The following is a 25,538-nucleotide window of genomic DNA, read 5'->3' on the forward strand; positions in this document are numbered from 1 at the left end:
GCCTCCCCCGTGCGCCCCCCGTTCCCCCTCTTCTGTCCCCCCGAGGGACCCCCCGTGGACCCCTCCAGGGGCGCCCCCGCACCCCTCCTATCCCCGTCCCCCCGATTCCCCCCCTGTTTCCCCCATTCCCCCATTCCCCCGTTTCCCCCCGGGATCCCCCGATCCCCGTTCCCCCCCAGCCTTCAGGCGACCAACTCGCCGAAGGACTCCTCCTGGTCCTGGCCGAGGCTGAGCGCCCGGTCCTCGCGCAGCCGGCGCAGGGTGCGCCAGATGCTGCTCTTGACGGTGCCGACGCTGATGTTGAGCGTGTCGGCGATCTCCGGGTCGGTCTGCCCCTCGTAGTACCGCAGCACCAGCATGGTGCGCTGCTGCTCCGGGAGCCGGGCCAGCGCCTGCCAGAGGACCGTGCGCAGCTCGGTGCCGCGCATGGTGTCCTGCTCGCCGGGCGCCTCGGGCAGTTCCTCGGTCGGGTACTCGTTGAGCTTCCGCCGCCGCCAGGCACTGATGTGCAGGTTTGTCATGGTCCGTCGCAGATATCCCCCGACGGCCGCCTTGTCGCTGATCCGGTCCCAGGCACGGTAAGTGGACAGCAGTGCACTCTGAAGCAGGTCCTCTGCCTCGTGCCGGTCGCCCGTCAGGTGGTAGGCGGTGGCGTACAGGGAGGCCCGGCGCTCTCGCACATAGGCGGTGAACTCCGCCTCCGTGCCCCCTTCGCGCCGTGCCTTCCCCGCACATCCCCCCGTAGCGCCCACCGCGGTGAGGTGCGAAGGACGCTGGTGACCGATGCCGCGGCGACCCCCAAGCCGATACGCGGCACCGGACTTCTCCCCGTGCCGGACGGGAACCAACGAGGCGGTCGCGTGCGTGTCATTCACCGTCGTGTCGATGGTGTCCTGCTTGACGCTCATCAGCTCCCCCATCGTGAAGGTCGTCCCTGTCCGTTGCGAAATACCTTGCCGGGCCAGTTTCATGACGGGGTCCCCCAACTGTCACAGCGGTGTCACAGGGGTCGCGGTGGTTCCCTTGTGTTACTGGGGAGTTCGGGCGAACGGCCCGGTCGCGGGCTGTGGGACAAGCCTCAGCGCAGGACGGTCGAACTCCGCCCGCTCCATGGGCCACAATGAGCCACGTGGCTTTCCTGTTGCTGATCGAGGACGACGAGGCGGTACGCACGGCCCTGGAAATGAGCCTGACCCGCCAGGGGCATCGTGTGGTGACCGCGCCAACGGGCGAGGACGGTCTGCGTTCCCTTCGGGAGCAGCGTCCCGACCTGATCGTTTTGGACGTCATGCTGCCCGGAATCGACGGCTTCGAGGTGTGCCGACGTATCCGGCGCACCGATCAGCTGCCGATCATCCTGCTCACCGCGCGCAGTGACGACATCGACGTGGTGGTGGGCCTGGAGTCGGGGGCCGACGACTATGTGGTGAAGCCGGTGCAGGGCCGGGTGCTCGACGCGCGGATCCGGGCCGTGATGCGCCGGGGCGAGCGCGAGTCCAACGACTCGGTGACCTTCGGCTCCCTGGTGATCGACCGCTCGGCGATGACGGTCACCAGGGACGGCGTCGATCTGCAACTCACCCCGACCGAGCTGCGGTTGCTGCTGGAGCTGAGCCGCCGTCCCGGTCAGGCGCTGTCCCGGCAGCAGCTGCTGCGGCTGGTCTGGGAGCACGACTATCTGGGCGACTCCCGGCTGGTGGACGCCTGCGTCCAGCGGCTCCGCGCCAAGGTCGAGGACGTGCCGTCCTCCCCCAAGCTGATCCGCACCGTGCGCGGCGTGGGCTACCGACTGGACGCGCCCTGATGACGGGGACGGCGGAGATCGGCTGATGCGCGAGGCGGCTCCCCCACAGCCCGAGGAACGTGCCGAAGAGCGCGCCGAAGGACGCCCCCCGGGGCGCGCCGAGGGGCGCGTGCGCGGCTGGCTGCGCACGCTGTTGCGGCTCACCAGCCTGCGGCTGCGGCTGGTCACGGTCTTCGCGCTGGTGGCGCTTGTCGCGGCCGTCTCCGTCTCCGGGATCGCCTACTGGCTCAACCGGGACGCCGTGCTCACCCGCGCCCAGGAGTCGGCGCTCGGGGACTTCAGCCAGTCCCTCGGCGACCGCGCCGGCGCGCTCTCCGACGATCCCAGCTGCGACGAGCTGCGGAACATGGCGGCCGAGGTGGCCAACCACACGTTCAACTACCAGGTGGTCCTGGAGGACGACCGGGCGACGGACGACCGGGGCGGCGACGGCGTGGAGTGCCTGGCCGAGTCCGATCCCACGGTGTTCCGGCTGGCCATGGTGCCGACCTCGCTGCGGGAGGCCGTCCGCGAGCGCAGGGACGGCGCCTCGGACGAGGACGCGTACCACCTGTACTGGCAGCGGATCAACATCGACGGGGATCCCTATCTGGTCGGCGGCGCCCAGGTGATCGGCGGCGGCCCGATCGGCTATGTGCTGGCGTCCCTGGAGGCCGAACGCGACGATCTCAAATCGCTGGCGATGTCCCTGGGCGTGGCCACCGGCCTCGCGGTGGTCGGCTCCGTGCTGCTCGCCCAGGGCGCCGCGACCATGGTGCTCCGCCCGGTGCAACGGCTGAGCAACGCGGCCCGCCGGCTGGGCGAGGGCAAGCTGGACACCCGCCTCGAAGTGCGCGGAACGGACGAACTCGCCGAGCTGAGCCGGACGTTCAACGACGCCGCCGCATCGCTTGAGGCCCAGGTGGACGATCTCAGCGAACGGGAGACCGCGAGCCGCAGGTTCGTCGCCGACATGTCGCACGAGCTGCGCACCCCGATGACCGCGATCACCGCGATGACGGAGCTGCTGGAGGACGAGGTCGAGACGCTCGACCCCCGGATCGCGCCCGCCGTGCAGCTGGTGGTCAGCGAGACCAGGCGGCTCAACGACCTGGTGGAGAACCTGATGGAGGTGACCCGCTTCGACGCCGGCACCGCCAAGATGGTGCTCGACGACGTCAACATAGCCGACCAGGTCACCGCCTGTATCGACGCCCGCGCCTGGCTGGACGCGGTGCATCTGGACGCGGACCGGGGCATCATCGCCCGGCTCGACCCCCGCCGGCTCGACGTCATCCTGGCGAACCTGATCGGCAACGCCCTCAAGCACGGCGGCTCCCCGGTGCGGGTCACCGTGCGGGAGGGAATGACGGACCACGGGCGGCAGGTCACCGTCGAGGTGGCCGACCAGGGGCCAGGCATCCCCGAGGAGGTGCTGCCGCACGTCTTCGACCGTTTCTACAAGGCCAGCGCCTCCCGCCCCCGATCGGACGGCAGCGGCCTCGGCCTCTCCATCGCGCTGGAGAACGCGCATCTGCACGGCGGGGACATCACCGTCCACAACGACCCGGCCGGCGGCGCCGTGTTCACCCTGCTGCTGCCCCGCGACTCGGGCCCGCCCCCGGAGGGCGAAGAGGACCCCGACGCCGCCGACGGCCTGATCGGCGACGACGACGGCCTCATCGGGGACGCCGGCAACGCCCGGGCGACGCGGGGCGGTTCGGAGGAGGGCAGGAAGTGAGACGGATACGATCCGGGCGGCTGGCGCTGACCGGCCTGCTGCTGGCGACCACCGCCCTCGGCTGCGGTATCAGGCCGACGGATGTCCCGGTCGACGCCGGTCCCGCGCCGACCCGCGCCTCCTGTGACGCGCCGGCCGGGGAGGAGGACCACACGGAGATCTACCTGGTCTGCGCCCAGCGGCTGACGTTTGTCACCCGCTATCTGCCCAGCACCATGACCGGTGGCCTCGATCGGACCGAGGTGGCCCGCACGCTGCTGCGGGAGATGCAGAACGAGCCGGCGCGCGCGGAGCGGACCGCCGGGTTCAGCAGCTCGGTGCCCGACGATCTGGAGATAGCCGGCCCCGCCGCCGAGGACCCGGCTGGCGTGGTCCGTCTCAGCGAACGCCCCAAGGAACTCCCCGCGTTGGCGCTCGACCAGATCATCTGCACCTTCGCGAAGAGCGAGTTGGGCGACGGCCAGCGGGTGACCCTCGGCGGCCCGCCGGGGCCGCGTTCCGAGAAGCCGCAGACGTACAGCTGCGCCGCCGCCCTGCGCAGCCCCAAGTCCGCGCACGCCACCGGCTGAGCCGATCCGGCCGCCGCCGGATCCCGGGTGGGGCCCAGCTCACAGTGCGCCGGGGGAACCGCCCCTGACGTGCTCGGCGTCCTGTTCTGCGTGCGGCAACATCCTGCGGGCTCAGCCGAGCCGACGCCACCCGCCGAAAGGGGCCCCGCCGAGCCTCCCGGTTCGGCGCGGGACCGACGCGGAAGCGTCCCCGAGGTCTCCCCCGCCCTGCGGGTGGGTGCGCTGGTGTCGCTGCTGGTCTATCTGGCGCTGGCCACCTGGCTGGCGATGCGCTCGCTGACCGTGCTCTGGGTCTCGCCCGGCAACCTGGAACCGCTGGCCACCATCAGGACCGATATCGAACGCGGCCCCGTCGAGGCGGCCAGAACGCTCGGCGCCGGGCTGGTCAGGCTGGCCCCGCTGGGCGCCCTGCTGCCGCTGCTCGGCGCCCACCTCGGCGGCGGCCGGCTCGGCTCGCTGGCCCGCACGGCGTTCACCGGCGCGATGGTCTCGCTGACGCTCGAATGCGGCCAGACCCTGGCGCCCAGCCGGGTGTTCGACATCGACTCGGTGCTGCTGAACACGTTGGGCGTCGCGCTGGCCCACCAGCTCTGCTACGGACTGCTGCGCCGGTTCGCCACCACCGGGCCGCCGCCCCAGCCACCGCCGTCCGCCTCCCCGCCGGAGCCGCCGGCGCGTCCGCCGGCGCACGCCTCCCCGCCCGAGCCAGGTCATGAGCCGCCGGCCCCGCGCACCCCGCACGTCCGGCCGTCGCCACGGATTCCGCCGGCGCCACCCGCACCGCCGACGCCGCCGGTGCAGGCGCGGATGGCCAGCTGGTACTGAACGCGGGCACGGCGAAGGGCCGTACTCCACGGGGGGCTTGGGAGTACGGCCCTGGCGCTGCGGCGTGGCCCGGTCGGTCAGCCCAGGGCGCCCAGCGCGCCGGTGACCGCGCCGGCGGCACCGTTGACCTGGGACAGACCCGCCGCGCCGGTCACCGTGTCCAACGCGCCGGGGGCCAGCCCGCCCAGCAGCTCACCGGCGGCCGGCTTGCTGGCGGTGTGGCTCAGGGTCTCGGTGGCGCTGCCCAGCGTGCCGGTCACGGCGTCGTTGGTCAGCAGTTCGGTGCCGCCCCTGACGACATCGCCTTCCACCTGGGTGACCGCGTCCTCGACGGGGACGGAGCTGGCGACCTGGCCCGTGGCGTGGGCCAGGCCCTCGTTGACGCTCATGGCGGAGGCGGAACCGGCGGCGGAGGCGGCGAAGGCGGCACCGAGCGCGGCCACACCGAGGGTCTTGGCAGTTGCGTGCTTCATCAGTAGGACTTCCTTGGGTGTGTTGTGAGCGGCGAGCCCGAAGGTAGTCAGGTGAAACCCATTGTCGCAATGAATCGAAAAGTGTGCCGCCACTCGAAACTCACCCACCCGGGCGAGCGCGCGCCCTCTCGCCGCCCGCCCCTCGGGATGGACAACACCCCAGCTCAGAGGGGTGATTCAGGCTTTCCATGGAACAGCCATGCGGAACGCAGCGCCGCATATCCGGGCTTGATCACGTCATTGATCATGGCCAGACGTTCATCGAAAGGAATGAACGCGGATTTCATCGCATTGACCGTGAACCACTGGAGGTCGTCCAGCGTATAGCCGAACGCCTCTACCAGATGGGTGAATTCACGACTCAGGCTGGTGCCGCTCATCAGTCGGTTGTCGGTGTTGACGGTGGCGCGGAAGCTGAGCCGACGGAGCAGACCGATGGGATGCTCGGCATACGAACTGGCCGCGCCGGTCTGGAGGTTGGAGGTCGGGCACAACTCCAGCGGAATCCGCTTGTCCCGGACATATGCCGCCAACCGCCCCAACGAGACCCGACCGTCCTCGGCCACCTCGATATCGTCGATGATCCGCACCCCGTGCCCGAGGCGGTCGGCTCCGCACCACTGGAGCGCCTGCCAGATCGACGGCAGTCCGAACGCCTCGCCGGCATGGATGGTGAAGTGGTTGTTCTCCCGCTTCAGGAACTCGAAGGCGTCCAGATGGCGGGTGGGCGGGAACCCGGCCTCGGCCCCCGCGATATCGAAGCCCACCACGCCCGACTCCCGGTAGTCGTTGGCGAGTTCGGCGATCTCCAACGAGCGGGCGGCGTGCCGCATGGCGGTCAGCAGCGCGCCCACCCGGATCCGCGCACCGGTGGCGGCGGCGCGCCGCTCCCCCTCGCGGAACCCCTCGTTGACCGCCTCCACCACCTCGACCAGGGAGAGCCCGGCCGTCAGATGCTGCTCGGGCGCATAGCGGATCTCGGCGTACACCACCCCGTCGGCAGCCAGGTCCTCGACACACTCGGCGGCCACCCGCCGCAGCGCGGCGGCGTCCTGCATCACGGCGGTGGTGTGCGCGAACGTCTCCAGGTACCGCTCCAGCGAACCGGAGTTGGCGGCGGCGAGAAACCACTCCCCCAACGCGGCGGGATCCTCCGTCGGCAGCCCCGAGTAGCCCTGCGCATGGGCGAGTTCGACGATGGTGGCCGGCCGCAGCCCACCATCGAGATGGTCATGGAGCAGCACCTTCGGGGCACGCAGGATCTGCTCTTCGGTCGGCGTCGTCGTCTCATGCGAAGTCACGTCAGCACTGTACTTCCTACGCGCGTAGACGTCCCCTCACGCCGGGGTGGCGTTCCCTCACGCCGGGGGGGCGTCCACCGGGCGGGGCCGGGGCCCCGGCGGGGCCCGGCGCCGCCCGCGGGCCCGTCCTTCGGCCGCCAAGGTGGGTCCGGACCGCCGTTCGCGGGCCGCGTGGTCCGGGGTCGGGCCGCCGGGCCCGGGCGGCAAGCCAACGGCCCGAGCGGATCCGCCAGGCCGGGCGCGCTGGTCTACAACGCAAGCCGTGCGGCCAAGCGGTCCGGGGGCGTGAGCAGTCGGGCCAAGTAGGCCCGGAGCGTGCGTAGTTGGCCCGAGCGGTCGGGGCCGCCAGGCCCAGGGCGCAGGTCCGCGACGCGAGCGGGCCCGGGCCGTCTGGCCAGGGGCGCAGGCCGGCAACCAAGCAGGCACGGGCAGCGAGGCCCGGTGCTCTGGTCTGCGGCGCAAGCGGGCCCGGGCCGCCAGGCCCGGAACCCGAGCAGGCACCGGCCGTCAGGCCAGGGGCGCAGGCCGTCGGCCGGGCGGGTACGGGCCGCCAGACCCGGGGCGCTGGCCTGCGGCGCCAGCCATCTGGCCAAGCAGGCACGGGGCGCAGGCCGTCCGGCCGAGTGGGGTCGCCAGGTCCGGAGGCGTACGCAGTCGGACCAAGTGGGCCCGGGGCGTAAGCAGTTGGCCCGAGCGGTCCGGGCCGCCAGGCACGGGACACAAGCCGTCCGGCCAAGCGGGCACGGGCCGCCAGGCCCGAGGCGCGAGGCCGGCAACCCAACCGGGTCCGGGCCGTCAGGCCCGGGACACAAGCCGTCCGGCGGCGCCGGCACGGGCCGCCAGGTCCGGGGCGCAGGCCGTCCGGCCGAGTGGGATCGCCAGGTCCGGAGGCGCGCGCAGTCGGACCAAGTAGGCCCGGGGCGTAAGCAGTTGGCCCGAGCGGTCCGGGCCGCCAGGCACGGGACACAAGCCGTCCGGCCAAGCGGGCACGGGCCGCCAGGCCCGAGGCGCGAGGCCGGCAACCCAACCGGGTCCGGGCCGTCAGGCCCGGGACACAAGCCGTCCGGCGGCGCCGGCACGGGCCGCCAGGTCCGGGGCGCAGGCCGTCCGGCCGAGTGGGGTCGCCAGGTCCGGAGGCCCCAGGCCGGCAACCCAACCGGGTCCGGGCCGTCAGGCCCGGGACACAAGCCGTCCGGCCGTGCCGGCGCGGGCCGCCAGGCCCGAGGCGCAGGCCGTCCGGCCGTGCCGGCGCGGGGTGCCAGGTCTGGGGCGGAACCCGTCCGGCCATGCGGGCGCGGGCCGTCAGGCCCGGGGGGCGAGGCCGCAAGCCATGCGGGCGTGGGCCGGCGGCCCGGGCACGTCTGGAGGGCTAGGGGGTGGGCGGGCGGTTGGGGGTGGTGTCGGTGGTGAGGGTGAAGATGTCGGGGCGGGCGTAGTGGCCGACGGCGTCGAAGTCGAGGCTTTGGCGGATGATCTCCTGGCGGTCGACGTCGGCGTAGAGCAGTCCCTCCTCGTCGTAGAGGGGGCCGGCGACGAGTTGGCCGGTGGGGGAGATCACCGCCGAGCCGCCGCGCATCAGGATGTCGTCCGGCTCGGTGCCGAACTGCGCCGCGTAGTCGTCCGGGTAGTCGGAGCGGCGCATCACCTGGCAGGTGGTGAGCACCCAGCAGCGTCCCTCCAGGGCGACATGGTGCATGGTGTGCAGCCAGCTCTCCCGGTCGTCGGCGGTCGGGGCGCAGTAGATCTCCACGCCCCGCGCGTACATCGCGGCGCGCAGCAGCGGCATGTAGTTCTCCCAGCAGATGACGCTGCCCACCTTGCCGGCCGGGGAGTCGACGACGGGGAGGGTGGAGCCGTCGCCGAGGCCCCAGATCAGTCGTTCGGAGCCGGTGGGCATCACCTTGCGGTGGTGGCCGGCGAGTTCGCCGTGCTGGTCGATCATGGCGACGGTGCAGTAGAGGGTGCGTCCGGCGCGTTCGATCATTCCCATGACGACGAAGATCCCGTGTTCCCTGGCGGCGTCGCCGACGAGGGCCAGTTCCGGGCCTTCGAGTTCGACGGCGGCGTTCCAGGAGCGCAGGTACTCGTCGCGGCCCTCCTCGGTGCGGCGGCCGACGGGGCTGCCGAAGGTGAGGCCCTTCGGGTAGGTGCCGAGGAACGCCTCGGGGAAGACGATCAGTTCGGCGCCGTTGGCGGCTGCCTCGGCGATCACGGCGACCGCCTTCTCCACGGTGGCCGGCGTGTCGAAGGCGACGGCTCCGTACTGGGCGAGGGCGATCCTGGTCATGGTTGCGGCTCCAGTCATTCGGCTCAGGGGGTGGGCGGTGCGAGTTGGGCGGCCAGCGAGGTGAGCTGGCCCAGCAGCCAGCGCACCCGTGGGTCCTCGGCGCTGCTGCGGTGCCACAGCGCGGAGACGGTGAACTGCGGCAGGTCGATGGGGGGTTCGCAGACCTCAAGGCCGTGCCGGGTGGCGAAGACCTCGGCGGCGTGGCGCGGCATGGTGGCGACGGCCGGGGTGCTGGCGAGGAGCAGCGGGACCATCGCGAAGTGGGCGGTGGAGGCGATCCGGTGCCGGGTCTGGTCGTCGGCTTCGAGGACGTCGTCGACGATGCCCCTGGTGCCGTCCGCGCTGATCATCAGGTGGGGGAGGGCGACATACTCGGCGCGCGTCAACGGGCCCGTCCGTTCGAGGGCGCGCGGGTCGTAGAGGACGGCGTAGCGGGACGAGAAGAGGGTGCGGCTGTGGATCTCCGGGCCCCAGGCCGCGGCGGCCGAGACGCCGACCTCGACCTGGCCCGACTCCAGAAGTCCGCCGACGGTCATCCGGTTGGCCTGGAGGCAGAAGACCGAGGATTCGGGCGAGGCGGCGGTGACCTGGGCGATGAGTCCCGGCAGCAGCAGCGCCTCCAGATCGTCGGACATGCCGAGGCGGAAGACGGCGCCGCTGCCGGCGGGGTCGAATCCCGGTTCGCCGGCGATGGCGATCTTGAGGCTGTCGAGACCGCGCCGGACGGGCACCTGGAGGCGGCGGGCCCTGGCCGTGGGGGTCATGCCGCCGGGGGCGCGGACGAACAGCGGATCGTCGAAGAGCTTCCGCAGCCGGCCGAGGGCGGCCGAGACGGCGGCCTGGCTCATGTGCAGCTGCTCGGCGGTGCGGGTGACGTTCCGCTCGCGCATCAGCACGGCGAAGACGACCAGCAGGTTGAGGTCGTATCCGCGCAGGTCGATGACCGGATCGTCGGACGGTCCACCGGGGTGGCCGGGAGACGTGGGGGACGTGGGGGACATAGCCATGGGTGCCTCTAGGTCACGGCCAGCAGGGTCGGGGCATGGGACAGGATGCCCGTCGCGGGATGGCAGTTGACGTACTCGAAAGCGGCGGTGCGGGGCAGTACGAACACCTCGTGCCAGGTGACCACGGTGCGCGCCTCGCCGTACTGCCGGTTCCTGGCGATGGCGTGTTCGTAGATCGCGGCGTGGGTGGCGTGTCCGGCGGCCCAGCCCTCCAGGGCGGCCAGGCTGTGGAAGTGGCCGAGCACGGAGGTCTCGCGCAGCGGCTCCAGGGTGTCGCGGTCCAGGCTGGTCATGACGCGCAGCGCCAGGGTGCCCTCGGTGTCGGCGGCCTGGCGGAGGTGGTCCATGCCGGCCATCAGCTTGGGTTGGAGGGCCTGTTCGTAGTCGGCCAGTTGCTCGCCCTCGGCGCGCTGCCAGTACTGGCCGGAGCGGATGACGGCGGTGTTGTGGCCGCATTCGGCGCGCAGCCGACGCCCCCTGGGGTCGGGGGGCGGGGTGCGGCGGCGGTGCGGGCCGGCCGGTTCCAGCGGGTCGATCGCGGAGAGCGGCATCCGGTCGCGGGCGGCGCCGAAGTAGCCGTTGTAGGTCATCGACACCATGCGGGTGCCGGCGCAGGCGGCCATGCCGAAGTCGCGGCGCGGATCGGAGTAGATGGTCTCGGCGCGTTCCGGCGGCACCTGGACGATCTCGTGCCAGGCGCCGTGGTCGATCGTCGCCGGGTCGAGCCCCTGGTACCAGCCGGGGAGCGGGGCGGTGGCCAGCCAGCGGGCGTGGGCGGTGGAGTCCTTCCAGTAGGCGAGGTGCACCAGGTTGTGGGCGCCGGCCTCGTCGGTGTGGCTCAGCAGTTCCCAGGCTTCGGGGGCGTCCGCCGCCGCGCCACCCCGGTGGGTGGCGCGGACGGCGGCCAGGAACTCCCGTACGGCGGGGGCCCGTTGGCCCTCGGTGCCGTCGGTCTGGACGGCGAGGTAGTCGCTGGTGAGCAGCGAGGTGGGGGCGTCGAAGCCGAGCGTCCAGCGCGGGGCGCGCGGTCGGTGGCCCTCGGGGCGGCGTTCGGGGATGGTCCTGGGGTAGTCGGGGGTCCAGCTCACCGTGGGGTCGTCTCCCTGTCGTCGGGGCTCGGGGCGCGGTCCGTCCCGGGCCCACCGTTCACGCTGCCGGTCCCGTGCACGCTGACCGTCCCGTTCGGCCCGACCTGCGTGCGGCCGCGGAACGGGGAGGTGACGGAGCCGAGGTCGATGCCCCTGGTCTCGCGGACGATCAGGCCGCCGACGATGGCCAGGGAGGAGAGCAGTCCGACCCAGATCCAGAACACCCAGGCGACGCCGTGGTCGTCGAACCAGGTCATCAGGTAGGGGGCGGTGCCGCCGAAGAGGGCGACGGAGACGGAGGTGGCGACGGCGACGCCGGCGGCCCTGGTGTGGGTGGGGAACAGCTCGGAGATGAACGCGGGGTACATGGCGGCGCCCATCGCCCAGACGGACATGCCCACGGCCTGGGCCACGAACAGCGTCCAGGGGGCGTCGCTGATCAGCAGGGAGAGCGGGTAGTAGAGGGCGATGGCGGCGATTCCCATCGCGATGATCATCGGCCGGCGGCCGACCCGGTCCGAGAGGTTGCCCCACAGCACCAGCATGCCGAGGGCGACGGCCTGCGCCAACAGGCTGGCGGTGAAGGCGCTCTGCGGGTCCATGTCGCGCTGCGAGATGGCGAACGAGGAGGCGAAGGTGGCCCACACGTAGTAGGCGCAGTTGTGGCCGCAGGCCAGCAGGATCACCAGCAGGCCGATCCTGACCGCCTGGCTCCTGGGCAGGGTGGGCTTGGCGGCGGGCTTCTCCTTCCCGGCCGGCTTCTCGTTCTCGTTGAAGTGGCTGGTCTCCTCGGCGGTGCGGCGCAGCCACAGCACCAGGACGCCGAGCAGGGCGCCGAAGATGAAGGCGCCGCGCCAGCCGTAGTCCTGGGTGCCGTCGTCGCCGAAGAAGGTGGTACAGAACCAGCCGAGCGAGGTGGCCAGCATCACGCCGAGGGTGACGGCGAAGAACACCGAGCTGGACCAGAGGCCACGGCGCTTGGGCGGGGCGATCTCCGAGACATAGGTGTAGGAGACGCCGGACTCGCCGCCGTGGGCGAGGCCCTGGGCCAGCCGCGCGAGCAGCAGGACCACGGAGGCCCAGACACCTATCTGGTCGTAGCCGGGGATCAGGGCGATCACCAGGCTGGACACCGACATGATCGTGATGGTGACGACGAGGACGACCTTGCGTCCCCTGCGGTCGGCGAGCCGGCCGAAGACGAGGCCGCCCAGCGGTCGGGCGAGGAATCCGACGGCGAAGACGGCGAGGGTGGAGAGCAGCGCCGAGGAGGGGTTGGACTTGTCGAAGAAGTGGGCGGCTATATAGGTGGAGAAGATCGAGTAGAGCGTCCAGTCGAACCACTCCAGGACATTGCCGGCCACGGCCGCGCGCAACGAACTGAGCTGCCCCTGACGGGCGACGACCGACGAAGGGGACGGGGATTCGGACACGCTGGCCTCCAGGACCACCACCGCCGGGGGGGCGGCGACGGCACACTCACGGGCGTCACGAGGACACGGGGACACATGGGCCACGGTCGCTTTCGGGGGAACGGTGCGACCGGTGAGCAACGAACGTACGTGTGTGTCCGTGTTCAGGAAAACAAATACTGAATATGACGAATATCGATGCGGTGAATATCACACCAAAGGGCCGGGATTCGGGCGGGATTCGGGTGGGTTCAGCCCGTGGTGAGACGGCCCCTGCGGCCGAGCAGAAAGCGGCGGAAGGCCGTGACCGGCGGCGTTTCCGGGCGGGCCGCCATCCAGGCGACGCCGATCTCCCGGATGGCGCGCGGCGCGGTGACGGTGAGGTCGTGGACGCCCGGGCGGGGCAGGGTCGCCGGCGGCAGCAGCGCGACGCCGAGCCCGGCGGCGACCAGCCCGCGCAGCGTCTCCGGCTCCTCGCCCTCGAAGGCGATGCGCGGCCGGAAGCCGGCCTGTTCGCAGAGCGTGTCGGTGAGCCGGCGCAGCCCGTAGCCGGGCTCCAGGGTGACAAAGGACTCGTCGGCCATCTCGGCCAGCCGCACCCGGCGGCGGCCGGCGAGGCGGTGGTCGGCCGGCACCACCAGATAGAGCCGCTGTTCGTCGAGGCGGCGGGTGACCAGATCGGGCGCGTCGGGAACGGGCGAGGTGAGGCAGAGGTCCAGCTCGCCGGCCCGCATCCGTTCGATCATGTCCTCGCCATAGCTCTGCACCAGCACGAACCGCACCCGGGGGTGGTCCTGGCGGAAGGCGCGGATCAGCGCCGGCATGGTCTCGGGGCCCATGGTGTGCAGAAAGCCGAAGGCGACCTTGCCGAGGGTCGGGTCGGCGTCCGCGCGGACCTCCTCGGCGGCCCGGCTGACCTCGGCGAGGGCGCGTTCCACGGAACGGGCGAAGGCGCGGCCCAGGGGGGTGAGGGAGACGGTGCGGCCGTGTCGGGCCAGCAGCCGCACACCGAGATCGTCCTCAAGGCGGGCGATGGCCCGGCTCAACGTCGGCTGTGGGATGCCGAGTTCACGGGCGGCCTGGGTGATGTGCTCATGGCGCGCGACGCCGGCGAACTGGGCCAGCCGGGGGGTGAGCAGCGCCGCCCAGGAGTCGCGCTCGATGTCCGACGCGGGCAGGACGCCTGTTTCTGAAATGTCTTCTCCGTTGCCGAACGATGACATGGTGCCCCCTGTGCTGGGTTGATGCGTATACGCATCAATAGTGGCAGCTTCGCGTATTGGACGTAATAAAACGGCCGCCGTAGGTTCGTCGCATGCCCACCGTCGATACGAGGGCTCCCGCCACCGTGGGAGCCCCAACGCCGCCGTTTCGTCACCCCTTCCGCAAACGGATCAATCTGGCGCTTTTCGCCATCGGCATGGCGACCTTCGCGATGCTGTTCTCCACCCAGGCGCTGCTCCCGGACATCGCCGCGGACTTCGCGGTCTCGCCCGACCGGGCCAGCTGGACGGTTTCGGCCACCACCATCGGCCTCGCCGTCGCGGTGCTTCCGCTGAGCACGCTCTCCGAACGGTTCGGCCGCACCCGGCTGATGACCGTCTCGGTCGCGGTCGCGGCCGGCCTCGCGCTGCTGCTGCCGCTGGCACCCGACCTGTCCTCGTTGATCGCGCTGCGCGCCCTGCAGGGCGCGGCGTTGGCCGGCATTCCGGCCTCGGCGGTGGCCTATCTCTCGGAGGAGTTGGACGCGCGGGCCACGGCGGGCGCGATCGGTCTCTTCATCGCCGGGAACAGCGTGGGCGGCATGTCGGGGCGGGTGCTCACCGGCTGGGTCGCCGAGGCCGCCGGCTGGCGGGCGGCGCTGGCCGCGGTCGCGGTGCTGGCGCTGGTCGCCGCGCTGCTGTTCCGGGCGCTGCTGCCCGCCTCGCGGTTCTTCACCCCGGTGTCGCTGCGCCCGAGGGCGGTGCTGCGCACGGTCGGCGACCATCTGGCCAAGCCACTGCTGCTGCGGCTCTACGCGATCGGCGCGCTGCTGATGGCGGCGTTCAGCGCGGTGTACACGGTGATCGGGTTCCGGCTGGTGGAGGCCCCGTTCGGGCTGTCGGCCGGCCTCGCCGGATCGGTCTTCGTGATCTATCTGGTGGGCACCGGTTCGTCGGCGCTCTCCGGGCCGATGCTGAACCGGCTGGGTCGGCGCGGCGCGCTCTATGCGGCGATCGGCACCGCCGTGGCCGGGCTGCTGTTGACGCTGACCGCGCAACTGGCCCTGGTGCTGCTGGGGTTGGTGCTGATCACCGGCGGCTTCTTCTTCGGCCACGCGATTGCCTCCGGCTCGGTGAGCCGGGTCGTCACCCAGGGCAGGGCGCATGCGTCGGCGCTCTACCAGGTGGCCTACTACCTGGGCGCGAGCCTGGGCGGCACGGCGGGCGCGGTGGTCTACCACCGGGCGGACTGGTCCGGTCTGGTGCTCTTCTCGCTGACGGCGCTGCTGGTCACCGGGGCGATCACGCTCTATGCCACGGCGCGCGCCCGGGTGGCGCCGGTGACCGGCCTGGCGGCCTGACGGGCGGCGCGTAGGGTGGGCGGATTCGCGTGCGCCCACCGCCGTGGCGCGGGTCGTGGCGCGGGAGGGAGTGCGTCGTTCCGTGACCGACCAGCCGCGGGGGCCCGACCGGCCGCCGGCCCGGGTCCGTATCCTCGCCTCGGCCGAAGAGCTGATGCGCACCGTCGGCCTGGCCCGCACCACGACCCGGCTGATCGCCCGGCACGCCGGCTGTTCGGAGGCGGCGCTCTACAAGCACTATGCGGGCAAGGAGGAGATCTTCCTCCTGGTGCTGCGGGAGCGGCTGCCCCGACTCGGCCCGCTGCTGGCCGAGTTGACGGACGATCCGGGGGAACGTGAGCCGGCCGCCTATCTGGCGGAGATCGTCGAGGTGGCGGTGCGGTTCTACGAGTCGAGCATCGCCATCGCCGCCTCGCTCTTCTCCGAGCCCGAGCTGTTGCGTCAGCATCGGGACGGACTCGCGGCGCTGGGCGACGCGGGGCCCGGCACGCCGCTGCGGGCGTTGGCCGGCTATCTGGCGGGCGAGCGGTCCCGGGGGCGGATCGCCGCCGACGCCGATCCCGAGGCGGCCGCCGCCCTGCTGTTGGGGGCGTGTTTCCAGCGGGCCTTCCTCGGCCGGTTCTGGGATCGCGAACCGGAGCCGCCGCTGGCGGAGTTCGCCGAACGGCTGGCGGCCACTCTGCTGAACGGCGTCACGCGCGGCGACACGCGGTAGCCGGCGCCCCGGGCTTACCCGCGCGGGCAACTACCTTGGGCGGTCCGGCTCTTCGTCGGGCGCGGACGCGCGCCACGACGAGGAACGCGTTCCGGACGACTTCCAGACGACTTCAGCGCGATTTCAAGGCAACGACAGGGAGGCAGGCCCATGCGGGTTCTGGTCACCGGCGCCACCGGGTTCATCGGGGGTTCGATCGCCGTCCGGCTGCGCGCGGCGGGGCACCGGGTCTGCGGCCTGACCCGCACCCCGGCCAAGGCCGAACGGCTGGCCGCCCTGGGCGTGGAGCCCGTGGTGGGCGGCCTCGACGACGCCGAGGTGCTGACCGACCGGGCCAGGGAGGCGGACGCGGTGGTCAACGCGGCGGACAGCGACCACAGGGGCGCCGTCGAAACGCTGATCGCGGCGCTGGCCGGCACCGGCAAGCCGCTGCTGCACACCAGCGGTTCCAGCGTGGTGGGCGACGGCGCCCGGGGGGAGACCGCGTCGTCGACGGTGTACGGCGAGGAGATCCTGGCGCCTGGCTCGTCCTGGCGCCCCGAGCCGGACAAGGCGCCCCGGGTGGCCATCGACCGGCTGGTGCTGGACTCCGCGTCGGCGGGGGTGCGCGGCGTGGTGCTCTGCAACACCCTGATCTACGGCAACGGACTCGGGCTGGCCAGGGACAGCGTGCAGATCCCGGCGCTGGTGCGGCAGGCCAGAGAGAGCGGGGTGGTCCGCCATGTCGGCGCCGGCCGCAACATCTGGTCCAACGTCCATGTGGCGGATGTCGCCGACCTCTATGTGTTGGCGCTGGAGAACGCGCCGGCCGGCACGTTCCACTTCGTGGAGTCGGGCGAGGCGGCGTTTCTGGAGGTGACCACCGCCCTGGCCCGGGCGCTGGACCTGGCGGGCCCCGAGGACTGGGACATCGAGTCGGCCGTCGCGGCCTGGGGTTACGAACCGGCGGTCTACGCCCTGGGCTCCAACAGCCGGGTGCGCGGCACCGCCGAACGGACCCTCGGCTGGACGCCCCGCCACCGTTCGGTCGTCGACTGGATCGACGCCGAGGTGGGGCACGCGTAGGTCCCCTTCACCGACCCCTTCGCCGTCCCTCTCCGCCGACCCCCTTTACCGATCTGTATAGCCGACCGTCTATCCTGGCCCGGTTATACAGATCGGTATATTTTTGCGGAGGTGCCGGCGATGGATGTACCCGAGACCATGCGTGCGATGCGGATCAGCGGGCACGGCGGGCCCGAGGTCCTTGAGCCGGCCGAGGTGGCCGTGCCGACGCCGGCGGCGGGCGAGGTGCTGGTCCGGGTCGGCGCGGTGGCGTTGAACAACACCGACCTGTGGACCAGGGAGGGCGCCTACGGCCGGCCGGGAGACCCGGCGGCGCTGTCCGGCTGGCGCGGACCGATCGACTTCCCCCGTGTCCAGGGCGCCGATGTGGCCGGCCGGGTGGTGGCCGTCGGACCCGGTGGGGACGAGGGGCTGGTCGGCCGCCGGGTGGTCGTCGACCCGGCGATCTACGACGGCGAGGGCCCGGACGCCAACCCGGTGGGCCTGATGGGCAGCGAACGCGACGGCGGCTACGCCGAGTTCGTCACCGCACCGGCGGCACGGGTGCACGATATGACGGACTCCCCGCTCACGGACGATCAGCTCGCGGCACTACCGGTCGCTTATGGCACCGCGCTTGGCATGATCGAACGAGGTGGGCTGCGGGAGGGTGAGACCGCGCTGGTCTCCGGAGCGTCCGGCGGGGTCGGCCTCGCGCTGGTACAGATCGCCCGTGCGCGCGGCGCCCGGGTGCTCGCCATCAGCAGCGGGTCCAAGAGCGAGGCGGTGCGCGAGGCGGGCGCGCACGAGGTCGTCGACCGCGCGGCTGGCACCCTCGCGCGGCTCGGCGCCGTCGCCCCCGACGGGATCGACGTCGCCCTCGATGTCGTCGCCGGCGAGCTGCTGAGCGACGGGCTGCCGCTGCTGCGCGAGGGCGGCCGCTGGGTCGTCGCCGGCGCGCTCGGCGGATACGAGGTGACGTTCGACGTGCGGCGGCTCTATCTGCACAACACGCGGGTGATCGGCTCGACGATGCATACGCCCGGGCACTTCGACCTGCTGATGGAACTGGCCCGCCGGGCCGCCGTCCGGCCCGTGATCGCCGCCGCGTTCCCCCTGCGCGAGGCCGCCCGGGCGCAGCGGGAGCTGGCCCGCAGGGACCATGTGGGGAAGATCGTCCTGCACCCCTGAGCCGCACGTCGCCGGCACATCGCCGCCGTCAGGTCGACGAGCCCTGGGTGCTCTGGGCCTGAGACTGCGCCTGGGACTGGGTCTGGCTCCTGGTCTGTGGCCGCCTCGGGCCCGGCGGCTGCTGCGGCTGCTGGGGTTGCTGTGGCTGCTGTGGCTGCGGCTGCTGCGGGACCTGCTGTTGGCCCGGCTGCTGGCCCGGCTGCTGGCCCGCGCCGGCGTTCTGCTGTTGCAGTCCCTGCTGGTAGGCGTCGTACTCGGGGCGCTTGTCCGCCGCCAGCGGCCACTGCCGGTTGCCCCGGTAGCTGGGGCCGATGGACCCGATATAGGTGCCGTATCTGACGGTGTTCTCCTGCTCCAGCAGCCGGGCCTCGCCATAGGTGCGGCTGCCCGGCAGGACCTCCATGTAGTCGCCGTTGGCCGGGACGAACCGGTCGTAGTTCGCCGCGTGCCGCACCTGCGTCGACACGGCGGTCGAAGTGCCGCCGTACATGCCCGAGTAGTAGATGTTGTGGTCCCTGTCCCGCAGCAGGTAGTTGTAGTGGCCCGGCTGGCTCAGCTCGCTCTGCCGGTCCACCGTGAGGGAGTAGGGGGCGAGGCCCAGCGGGTCGGCCCAGATGTGCGGGTTGTGCGGATAGCCGTACGGGTTGGGCGCCGGGGCCAGGCCGAGCGGATCCTGGGTGGCGTAGCGGGCGGTCGCCGGGTCGTAGTGCCGGTGGAGGTTGTAGTGCCAGCCGGACTCCTCGTCCGCGTACTGCCCGGGGAAGCGAAGCGGCGTGCTGGTGACGCTCTCCGGCGCCTCCGTCGTCGCCCCCCAGAGGGCGGCCCTGCCCTCCCAGGCGATCTCGCCGGCGGCGCCGACCAGATGCGTCGGGGTGCCGACCAGATCGGTGACGATCGCATGGAACCGCTCGTCCGCCCCGGCCCGGGCGCCGGCGCGTTCGGTCTGGGCGATGGGGTGGCGGCCCCGGTAGTCCCAGGTCAGCGTCGTGGGGGCGGCGGGCACCCGATCGTCGGCCCCGGCCTGGGCGGACTGCTCCACCAGGGAGTGCAGGCACCAGGTGAACTCGATCCGCTCGGCCACCGTGACGCCGTCGGCGGCCAGCCGTTCCTTGGCCGTCCGCCGGCCGAACGGGTCGTACCAGTACCGCCAGACCGTGCCGTCCGCCGAGGTGACGGACGTCAGCCGGTCCTCCGCGTCCCAGGTGTAGCGCCAGGTGTCGGGGCCGCGCGAGAGGTGCTTGCGCTGGCGGAGGACGACCCGGCCCGCCGCGTCGTGCTCGTAGCGGAACGCGCCGGCGCGGGTGAGGCGGGTGCCGCTGTAGACGCGTTCGCCGGCGGCGTCCGCGTCCTGACCGGGCGCGCCCCAGTGCGCGGCGGTCTGGTTGCCGCCGGCGTCATAGGCGTAGCGCTCCGCCCCGTCGGGGGCCTGGACGGCGGTGACCCGGCCGAGGGGGTCGAGGGTGTAGTGGGTGGTGCCGGCCGGATCGGTGCGGGAGGTGAGGCAGCCGTCGGGCGAATAGCCGTAACTCCGCCGGTGCACGGTCCGTTGGGCCTGCGCTGGGCCGCCCGTGACGGTCTGGCCGGTGAGCCGGTCGCTCGGGTCCCAGCTGTGCGTGAGCGTCAACGAACCGTCGAAGCGGCGCCCGGTCTCCCGGCCCAGGGCGTCATGGGTGAAGGCGACGGTGCGCCCGCCGGTGACCAACCGGCTGGGCTGGCCGAGCGCGTCGTAGGACCAGCTGCTGAGATGGCCACCGGGGGTGGTGCGGGAGCGGAAGCGGCCCGCCGCGTCATAGCCGAGGGTGAGGGTGCGGCCGTTGACCGTCTCGCTGACGAGATTGCCCAACGGATCGAAGGCGCGGGCCAGTTCGACGCCGGGGGAGGTGGCACGGGTCACCCGGCCCAGCGCGTCGAGGGTGTAGCCGGTGGCGCGGCCGGCGTCGTCCGTCCAGCCGATCAGCTCGCCGCGCGCGTCCCGGCGGTAACGGACCGTCTGTCCCGCGGCGTTGGTGCGGCTGGCGACACGGCCCGCCGCGTCACGGGTATAGCGGGTGGTGCGGCCGTCGTAGTCCGTCTCGGCGAGCAGCCGGCCCGCCGCGTCGTAGGCGTACCGCCACGAGCGGCCCTCGGGGTCGGTGACCTCGGTGAGGTTCAGCTCGGTGTCCCGGGTGAACGTGTAACGGACGCCGTCCGGGCCGGTCCGCGACGTCGGCAGGTCGAACGGGCCATAGCTGTAACGGAACCCGTGGCCGGCGGCGGAGCGGTGGCAGAGCAGGTTCCCCTCGGCGTCCCACTCCCAGGTCTCCCGCTGCCCCGACGGGTCGGTGCGGCCGAGCGGCCTGCCCTCGACGGTCCACTCGAACCTGGTCTCGCCGCCGAGCGGATCGACGATCCTGACCGGCCGGCCGAACGCGTCCCGGTGGAACCGGGTGACCTCGCCCGGCGGGCCGGTCACGGCGATCGGCAGCCCGGCGCGGTCCGTCTCGATACGCGTCGTCTGCCCGGTCGGGTCGGTGACGGAGACCAGCGCGCCGCGCCCGTCGTAGCCGAACCGGGTGCGGTTGCCGAGCGGATCGAGCAGCGCAACGCGGTTGCCGTTCGCGTCATGGGCCTGCTGCCAGCGGGACCCGTCGGCCGCCACCACGGTCTCCGGCAGGCCGAGTTCGTTCAGCTCGACGCGCGGGCCGGCGCCGTCGGGCGGCACGGTCCCGACCAGCCGGCCGGCCTCGTCATAGCCGTGTCGGGTGGTGTGGCCGAGCGGGTCGGTGACCGCGAGCAGCCGGTCGTAGCGGTTCCAGTCGCGGACCGTGGTGTTGCCCAACGCGTCCGTCTCGGCGACGAGTTGGAGGCAGTCGTTGAAGGTGTACACCGTGCTGTGCCCGAGCGAGTCGACGATCGTGGTGCGCGACGGCTCGGGCTGGTAGTGGTAGCTCCACTCCAACGCGCGGTCGGTGCCGGTGGCGAAGACACAGCGGCCCTCGGCGTCGTAGTCGTAGCGGTACCAGGTGCCGTTGCGGTCCTCCCAGCGGGTCAGCCGGCCCCGCGCGTCGTAGTCGAAGCGCTGCGGCCGCCCGGCGGAGTCGCGCACCTCCGCCAGGTTCCCCGCCAGGTCGTAGCCGTAGGCGCGCAGCAGCGGCCGCTCCGGATCGCTGAGCAGCGTCAACGCGGTGATCCGGCCATGGGCCGTGGTGACGCCGACGCGGTAGCCGCCGGAGTGGACCAGCTCGGCGGGCGCGCCCGACGCGTCATGCCGGACGTCCACGCGGTTGCCGTTGCGGTCGGTGACGGCGGCGAGCGGCAACAGCCCGTCGGGGCGGCCGGCAAGCGGGGCGAAGTGCAACGTGCGCCCGCGCTCCGGCTGGCTCAACGTCAACGGGGCGCCGGCCTCGCCGTTCCACGCCAGGCCCCAGCGGGGGCCCTCGACCGGCAGCACCACGGCCTCCGGATCGGCCAGCGGGACCGGATACTCCAACGTCATGCCGTCGGCCGAGAAGAAACGCACGCCATGCTCGTCCAGCGTCAGCCGCTGATCCAGCGTGGACGCCCAGGACCGGCCGAACCAGCGGCCGGCGCGGTAGCAGGACACGTGGTAGCGCTCGATCAACAGCGGGAGTACGCCGGGGAGTTCGACATCGGTGGCCGGCATCACCACGGCGCCGGTGGCCAGATCGACCGGATCGCTGGAGAGGCTGCGACTGCCGAACTCGACCCCGCTCCCCCGCACCTGCGCGCCCTGCCCGCGCGCGCCCTGCGCGATGCCGCGCACCCCCGTCCTGGCGGCGCCCGCCCGGGCCGCGCCGCGCGCCCCGGCGGCGAGCGCGCCGACGCTGGTCAGGCCCTTGAGCCCGGGGACGCAGTCCAGCGCGGCGAAGGCGACATCGAGCAGACTCCCCTCGCCTCTGGCGTACTTGATCAGGGTGTCGGCGAGGACGACCACGGCGGCGGCCACCACCACCCAGGCCAGCGGGCCGCCGATGATCATCACCACCACGCCCAGCACGGCGACGATCACCTTGCAGATGCTGACCAGCGTGGACCAGGCATCGCCGATCCACTCGATCAGCTTCTCCCACCAACTGCGGTTCCGGATGCCGGCGTCGGACGCCTCGTCGATGCCGCACACGCAGATCCGGGCGGCCTCGGCGCGCATCTCCCCGGCCTCCTCGGCCAGTTGGCGAGCCGCCGAAAGACGCCCCTCGGCGTCGGCGACCCGCGCCTGGGCGGCCCCGGCCGCCGCCTCGGCGGCCTGGTGGTCACGCGTCGCGGCGCGGACGTCCGCCTCGTCCGGCGGCTCGACGCCGTCCCGCTCGCCCTCCCGCCGGAGCCGTTCGGCCTCCTCGCCCGCCCGACCCACCCAGTCCTCCGCGTCGCCCAACGCGGCCCGGGCGCCGGCCAGATCGGCCTGCGCGCTGATCGCCCGGTCCAATGCCCGGTCGGCCATGCCCTGCGCCGCCTGGAGCCGCGGCCAGTAGTCCTGGAGCGCCTGGCCACAGAGCGCGTAGGACTCCTCCAGCTTGGTGAGGTTCCCCGGGACGCTCTCGAACTCGGCGCGGAAGGTGTCGGCGGAGAGCCCGGCCCAGTCGAGCACCGCGCGCTCCGAGGCCAGGCCCCGGATCCTGCCCAGCGCCTCGCCGACATCGTCCGCGAACTCCTGGAGCCCGTCGGCCAACTCCCTGACCTCGTCCGGATCCCCCGGCGTGGGGTCGGAGTCCATCTCCACCGGACTCCAGTCCGAAGGCCGCGCCATCCGTAACCCCCATGCGTGATCAGTCGACTACGCATGACGACGATAGAAGTGCGGTGGTCGGGGCTCAACCGCGCGGGCACAGCCGGCGGAGCGCGCGGGGTTCGCCCCGCGCGCGGGGCGGTGACGGAAGGCCAGGTCAACGGGGGACGGTGGGGGCGCGCGCCGGCGTGGGCGCCCAGGCCGCACACCCCCGCCGATGCCCCGAGGCGCCCCCGCTCCGGCGAGCCGGCCCGGCGCCGGGCCGGCGGCTCAGCCCGTCGGCTCAGCCCGTCGGCCGGCCGGCGCCGGCGCGGACCACGCGTCCCGACTGCCAGACGGTGTGCACGCGCTCGGTCAGGCGTTCCGTCGCCAGCCCTTCGCCGGTGAGCAGCACCAGATCGGCGCGCTTGCCCGGGGCGATCTCGCCCCGGTCGTCGGCCAGGCGGAGCAGCCTGGCCGCCTCCAGGGTGGCGGCGCGGAGCGCGCCCGCGGGGCCCAGCGCCGCCTCGGCGAGGTAGTGGATCTCGCGCAGCGCCTCGGCGTAGGGCCGCACCGGGGCGTCGGTGCCCATCGCGATGGGCACGCCGGCCTCGAAGGCGCGCCGCACGGCCGCCCGGTGCGGTTCGGCCGTCTCGCCGGGATCGCCGGGATCCGCCTGCGAGGTGGAGAGCGTCGGCACCAGCCAGCTGCCCGCCTCGGCCAGCGCGGTCACCGCCGCGTCGTCGAGGAAGGTGCCGTGCTCGATGCTGCGCGCCCCGGCGCGCGCGGCCAGTTCGGCAGCGCGCGCGCCATGCGCGTGCACCATCACGCCGCGCCCGCCCTGCCGGTCCGCCTCGTCCACCAGGGCCCGCATCTCCGCCTCGGTGAGCTGGACATCGTGCACGCCCCAGCCCTGGGCGACGGAGCCGGAGGCGGTCACCTTGATCCAGTCCGCGCCGGCCCGCACCATCCGCCGGACCACCGCCCGCGCCGCGTCGGGCCCGTCGAAGACCGGATCGGGCATCGAGGGGTCGGCGAAGAAGTCCATCGGGCCGTAGCGGGGCGACCAGTGGTCCCCGATCCCGCCCGTCGTGCAGACCTGGCGCAGCGACAGCAGCACCTCGGGCCCGGGGAACCACCCCTCGGCCAGCGCCACGGGCAGCCCGGCGTCGGCGCCCCAGGCGTCGCGGACGGTGGTGATGCCCAGGTCGAGCAGGGTGCGCAGCGCCGGCACCACGGACAACGGGCGGGTGGAGCGCGGCAGTCCGCGCGGCGTCTGCGGGCCGCCCAGCGCCACATGCACATGGCAGTCGACAAAGCCGGGCACCAGCAGGCCGCCCGCGCAGTCGACGAAGGTGTCGCCGTCGAGCCCCGGCCCCACCTCCGCTATCCGCCCGTCGACCAGCACCACATCCGCCCGGCTGACCGATCCGGAGGCCGCGTCGAAGACCGCTCCCCCACCCAACAACACCCTGGTCAACGGCCGTACTCCGTTCCTCGGGGGCCTCAGATGCCCAACACCAGCTTGGCCGTGCTGAAGTAGATCACCAGCCCGGTGGCGTCCACGAGGGTGGTCACCATGGGCGCCGAGACCACTGCTGGGTCGATGCGCAGCTTCTTCGCCAGCAGCGGCATCATGCCGCCGACCGTGGACGCCCAGGCGCAGATCACCACCAGGGTGACGGCGACCACCGCCGCCACGTCCGGGCCCACGAAGAGCGAGCCGACCAGAAAGCCGACCACGGCGAGCATCGCGCCCAGCAGCAGTCCGGTGCGGCACTCCCGCCAGATCACCCGGAACAGATCCGAGGTGCGCACCTCGCCGACCGCGAGGGCACGCACGGCCGCAGTGGCCGCCTGGGCGCCGGCGTTGCCGCCGGTGCCGATCAACAGCGGGACGAAGAGCGCGAGTTGGGTGACCTCCTCCAGCTCGCCCTCATACATCTGGGTGACGGAGACGGTGAGCGTGGCCGCGACCAGCAGCAGCATCAGCCACATCATCCGGATGCGGGAGAGCCGGAAGACGCTGGCCGACATGTAGTGCCGCTCCAGCGGCTCGGAGCCGGACTGCCTGGCGACGTCCTCGGTGTCCGCCGCCTCGATCACCTCGAAGGCGTCATCGCTGGTGAGCAGCCCGACCAGCCGGTCCTCGCTGTCCACGACGGGCAGGTCGAGCACATTGGTCTCGCGCATCAGCCGGGCGGCGGCCTCGGCCGGCTCGGTGGCCCTGGCCATCGGCGGGGCCGTCACCACCAGATCGTGCACCATCGCGCCCGGCTCGCTGAGCACCAGCTCCCGCAGCTCGACGATGCCGGTCAGCCGGCGACCCCGGTCCACCACCGGCAGGGTGTAGATGGTCTCGGCATGGGCGCCCCGCCGCCGCACCACCTCAAGCGCCTGACCGGCCGTCAACTCCTGTTGCAGGGCGACCGTTTCGGGCGTCATAAAGCGGCCGACGGAGCCCTCCGGATAGCCGAGCAGCGCGGCCGTCATCTGCCGCTCGTGGGCGCTCAGCCCGGCCAGCACCCGGCGGGCGACCTTGGCCGGCGCCTCCTTGAGCATCCGGGCCCGGTCGTCCGGGTCCATGTGTTCGACCAGTTCGCGGAACGCCTGGTCCCGCAGCCCTTCGAGGATCTGCTGCTGGTCCACCGGATCCAGCTCCTCGAAGACCTCAAGCGCCCGGTCCTTGTCGAGCAGCCGGAAGGTGACCACGGACTGCACCTCGTCCATCCGGGCGATCTCGTCCGCGATGGCATAGGGCGGTTGGGTCTCCAACCATTCGAGGGCGCCGGCCAGATCCTGCTCGTCCAGCAGCATGGGAAGGTGCGTCATGACGG

General features: G+C 72.7%; 19 protein-coding genes. 8 read left to right on the forward strand and 11 right to left on the reverse strand.

The window, feature by feature from the left end; translation table 11 throughout:
• Positions 1-182: 182 nt before the first annotated feature.
• Positions 183-920 (reverse strand): SigE family RNA polymerase sigma factor, encoded by a 738-nt coding sequence (locus tag AOM46_RS07375; RefSeq protein ID WP_370592656.1) that lies wholly within the window; start codon positions 918-920, stop codon positions 183-185.
• Positions 921-1,129: 209 nt separating this feature from the next.
• On the opposite strand from AOM46_RS07375, the gene AOM46_RS07380 reads away from it, so the two are divergent.
• The 4 genes from AOM46_RS07380 (at position 1,130) to AOM46_RS07395 (ending at position 4,918) form a co-directional block, all read left to right on the forward strand.
• A complete protein-coding gene (locus AOM46_RS07380; RefSeq protein ID WP_158920281.1) occupies positions 1,130-1,804 on the forward strand; it encodes a response regulator transcription factor in 675 nt (224 codons plus the stop codon).
• 25 nt (positions 1,805-1,829) lie between these two features.
• The gene (locus AOM46_RS07385) at positions 1,830-3,524 is read left to right on the forward strand and encodes a HAMP domain-containing sensor histidine kinase (RefSeq protein ID WP_078856580.1); all 1,695 of its coding nucleotides are present in this window, start codon (positions 1,830-1,832) and stop codon (positions 3,522-3,524) included.
• Positions 3,521-4,093: a hypothetical protein gene (locus AOM46_RS07390; protein ID WP_062207210.1), complete on the forward strand. Its 573-nt coding sequence runs from the start codon at positions 3,521-3,523 to the stop codon at positions 4,091-4,093. Before AOM46_RS07385 ends, AOM46_RS07390 begins: the two co-directional genes overlap by 4 nt.
• A 90-nt stretch (positions 4,094-4,183) precedes the next feature.
• Positions 4,184-4,918 carry a VanZ family protein gene (locus AOM46_RS07395; RefSeq protein ID WP_158920283.1) on the forward strand — a complete coding sequence of 245 codons (735 nt, stop codon included), beginning with the start codon at positions 4,184-4,186 and terminating at the stop codon, positions 4,916-4,918.
• 77 nt (positions 4,919-4,995) lie between these two features.
• Here the strand turns inward: AOM46_RS07395 and AOM46_RS07400 are convergent, their stop codons facing one another.
• The 7 genes from AOM46_RS07400 to AOM46_RS07430 all read right to left on the reverse strand — a co-directional run bounded on the left by AOM46_RS07400 (position 4,996) and on the right by AOM46_RS07430 (position 13,709).
• Positions 4,996-5,391, reverse strand: a complete 396-nt coding sequence (locus tag AOM46_RS07400; protein ID WP_062207214.1) for a hypothetical protein — start codon at positions 5,389-5,391, stop codon at positions 4,996-4,998.
• 164 nt (positions 5,392-5,555) lie between these two features.
• Entirely contained in the window at positions 5,556-6,692 is a 1,137-nt protein-coding gene (locus AOM46_RS07405; protein WP_062207216.1) for an adenosine deaminase, read from the reverse strand.
• Positions 6,693-8,061: 1,369 nt separating this feature from the next.
• Complete coding sequence (locus AOM46_RS07410; protein WP_062207218.1) at positions 8,062-8,979, reverse strand: carbon-nitrogen hydrolase family protein; 918 nt, start codon at positions 8,977-8,979, stop codon at positions 8,062-8,064.
• Between the two features lie 23 nt (positions 8,980-9,002).
• Positions 9,003-9,980, reverse strand: a complete 978-nt coding sequence (locus AOM46_RS07415) for a LysR family transcriptional regulator (RefSeq protein ID WP_062207220.1) — start codon at positions 9,978-9,980, stop codon at positions 9,003-9,005.
• A gap of 14 nt (positions 9,981-9,994) precedes the next feature.
• Positions 9,995-11,074 (reverse strand): phenylacetaldoxime dehydratase family protein, encoded by a 1,080-nt coding sequence (locus AOM46_RS07420; RefSeq protein ID WP_062207222.1) that lies wholly within the window; start codon positions 11,072-11,074, stop codon positions 9,995-9,997.
• Positions 11,071-12,507, reverse strand: a complete 1,437-nt coding sequence (locus AOM46_RS07425) for an MFS transporter (protein ID WP_234313671.1) — start codon at positions 12,505-12,507, stop codon at positions 11,071-11,073. Before AOM46_RS07425 ends, AOM46_RS07420 begins: the two co-directional genes overlap by 4 nt.
• A 230-nt stretch (positions 12,508-12,737) precedes the next feature.
• Entirely contained in the window at positions 12,738-13,709 is a 972-nt protein-coding gene (locus AOM46_RS07430; RefSeq protein ID WP_062207224.1) for a LysR family transcriptional regulator, read from the reverse strand.
• 92 nt (positions 13,710-13,801) lie between these two features.
• Here AOM46_RS07430 and AOM46_RS07435 point away from each other — a divergent pair, with 92 nt between their 5' ends.
• The 4 genes from AOM46_RS07435 (at position 13,802) to AOM46_RS07450 (ending at position 17,999) form a co-directional block, all read left to right on the forward strand.
• Positions 13,802-15,049 carry an MFS transporter gene (locus AOM46_RS07435; RefSeq protein WP_062207227.1) on the forward strand — a complete coding sequence of 416 codons (1,248 nt, stop codon included), beginning with the start codon at positions 13,802-13,804 and terminating at the stop codon, positions 15,047-15,049.
• An 82-nt stretch (positions 15,050-15,131) separates the two neighbouring features.
• Positions 15,132-15,764 (forward strand): TetR/AcrR family transcriptional regulator, encoded by a 633-nt coding sequence (locus AOM46_RS07440; RefSeq protein ID WP_267887796.1) that lies wholly within the window; start codon positions 15,132-15,134, stop codon positions 15,762-15,764.
• 150 nt (positions 15,765-15,914) lie between these two features.
• On the forward strand, positions 15,915-16,829 hold the full coding sequence (locus AOM46_RS07445) for an NAD-dependent epimerase/dehydratase family protein (RefSeq protein WP_062207228.1): 915 nt from the start codon (positions 15,915-15,917) through the stop codon (positions 16,827-16,829).
• 120 nt (positions 16,830-16,949) lie between these two features.
• Entirely contained in the window at positions 16,950-17,999 is a 1,050-nt protein-coding gene (locus AOM46_RS07450) for a zinc-binding dehydrogenase (RefSeq protein ID WP_062207230.1), read from the forward strand.
• Between the two features lie 28 nt (positions 18,000-18,027).
• On the opposite strand, the gene AOM46_RS35805 is transcribed toward AOM46_RS07450, so the two are convergent.
• The 3 genes from AOM46_RS35805 to mgtE all read right to left on the reverse strand — a co-directional run bounded on the left by AOM46_RS35805 (position 18,028) and on the right by mgtE (position 25,533).
• Complete coding sequence (locus tag AOM46_RS35805) at positions 18,028-22,743, reverse strand: DUF6531 domain-containing protein (RefSeq protein WP_158920285.1); 4,716 nt, start codon at positions 22,741-22,743, stop codon at positions 18,028-18,030.
• 262 nt (positions 22,744-23,005) lie between these two features.
• Positions 23,006-24,172 (reverse strand): amidohydrolase family protein, encoded by a 1,167-nt coding sequence (locus tag AOM46_RS07460; RefSeq protein ID WP_234313718.1) that lies wholly within the window; start codon positions 24,170-24,172, stop codon positions 23,006-23,008.
• Positions 24,173-24,207: 35 nt separating this feature from the next.
• The gene (mgtE, locus tag AOM46_RS07465) at positions 24,208-25,533 is read right to left on the reverse strand and encodes a magnesium transporter (RefSeq protein ID WP_062207235.1); all 1,326 of its coding nucleotides are present in this window, start codon (positions 25,531-25,533) and stop codon (positions 24,208-24,210) included.
• Between the last annotated feature and the right edge of the window lie 5 nt (positions 25,534-25,538).

The organism is Streptomyces sp. NBRC 109706, assembly GCF_000974485.1.
GTDB lineage: Bacteria > Actinomycetota > Actinomycetes > Streptomycetales > Streptomycetaceae > Streptomyces.

What these genes read in the sequence shown, in the direction of transcription:
- AOM46_RS07375 (WP_370592656.1), bottom strand. Translation starts at nt 920, where the DNA reads ATGGGGGAGCTGATGAGCGTCAAGCAGGACACCATCGACACGACGGTG.
- AOM46_RS07385 (WP_078856580.1), top strand. Translation starts at nt 1,830, where the DNA reads ATGCGCGAGGCGGCTCCCCCACAGCCCGAGGAACGTGCCGAAGAGCGC.
- AOM46_RS07400 (WP_062207214.1), bottom strand. Translation starts at nt 5,391, where the DNA reads ATGAAGCACGCAACTGCCAAGACCCTCGGTGTGGCCGCGCTCGGTGCC.
- AOM46_RS07410 (WP_062207218.1), bottom strand. Translation starts at nt 8,979, where the DNA reads ATGACCAGGATCGCCCTCGCCCAGTACGGAGCCGTCGCCTTCGACACG.
- AOM46_RS07415 (WP_062207220.1), bottom strand. Translation starts at nt 9,980, where the DNA reads ATGTCCCCCACGTCCCCCACGTCTCCCGGCCACCCCGGTGGACCGTCC.
- AOM46_RS07430 (WP_062207224.1), bottom strand. Translation starts at nt 13,709, where the DNA reads ATGTCATCGTTCGGCAACGGAGAAGACATTTCAGAAACAGGCGTCCTG.
- AOM46_RS07435 (WP_062207227.1), top strand. Translation starts at nt 13,802, where the DNA reads ATGCCCACCGTCGATACGAGGGCTCCCGCCACCGTGGGAGCCCCAACG.
- AOM46_RS07445 (WP_062207228.1), top strand. Translation starts at nt 15,915, where the DNA reads ATGCGGGTTCTGGTCACCGGCGCCACCGGGTTCATCGGGGGTTCGATC.
- AOM46_RS07450 (WP_062207230.1), top strand. Translation starts at nt 16,950, where the DNA reads ATGGATGTACCCGAGACCATGCGTGCGATGCGGATCAGCGGGCACGGC.
- AOM46_RS35805 (WP_158920285.1), bottom strand. Translation starts at nt 22,743, where the DNA reads ATGGCGCGGCCTTCGGACTGGAGTCCGGTGGAGATGGACTCCGACCCC.
- mgtE (WP_062207235.1), bottom strand. Translation starts at nt 25,533, where the DNA reads ATGACGCACCTTCCCATGCTGCTGGACGAGCAGGATCTGGCCGGCGCC.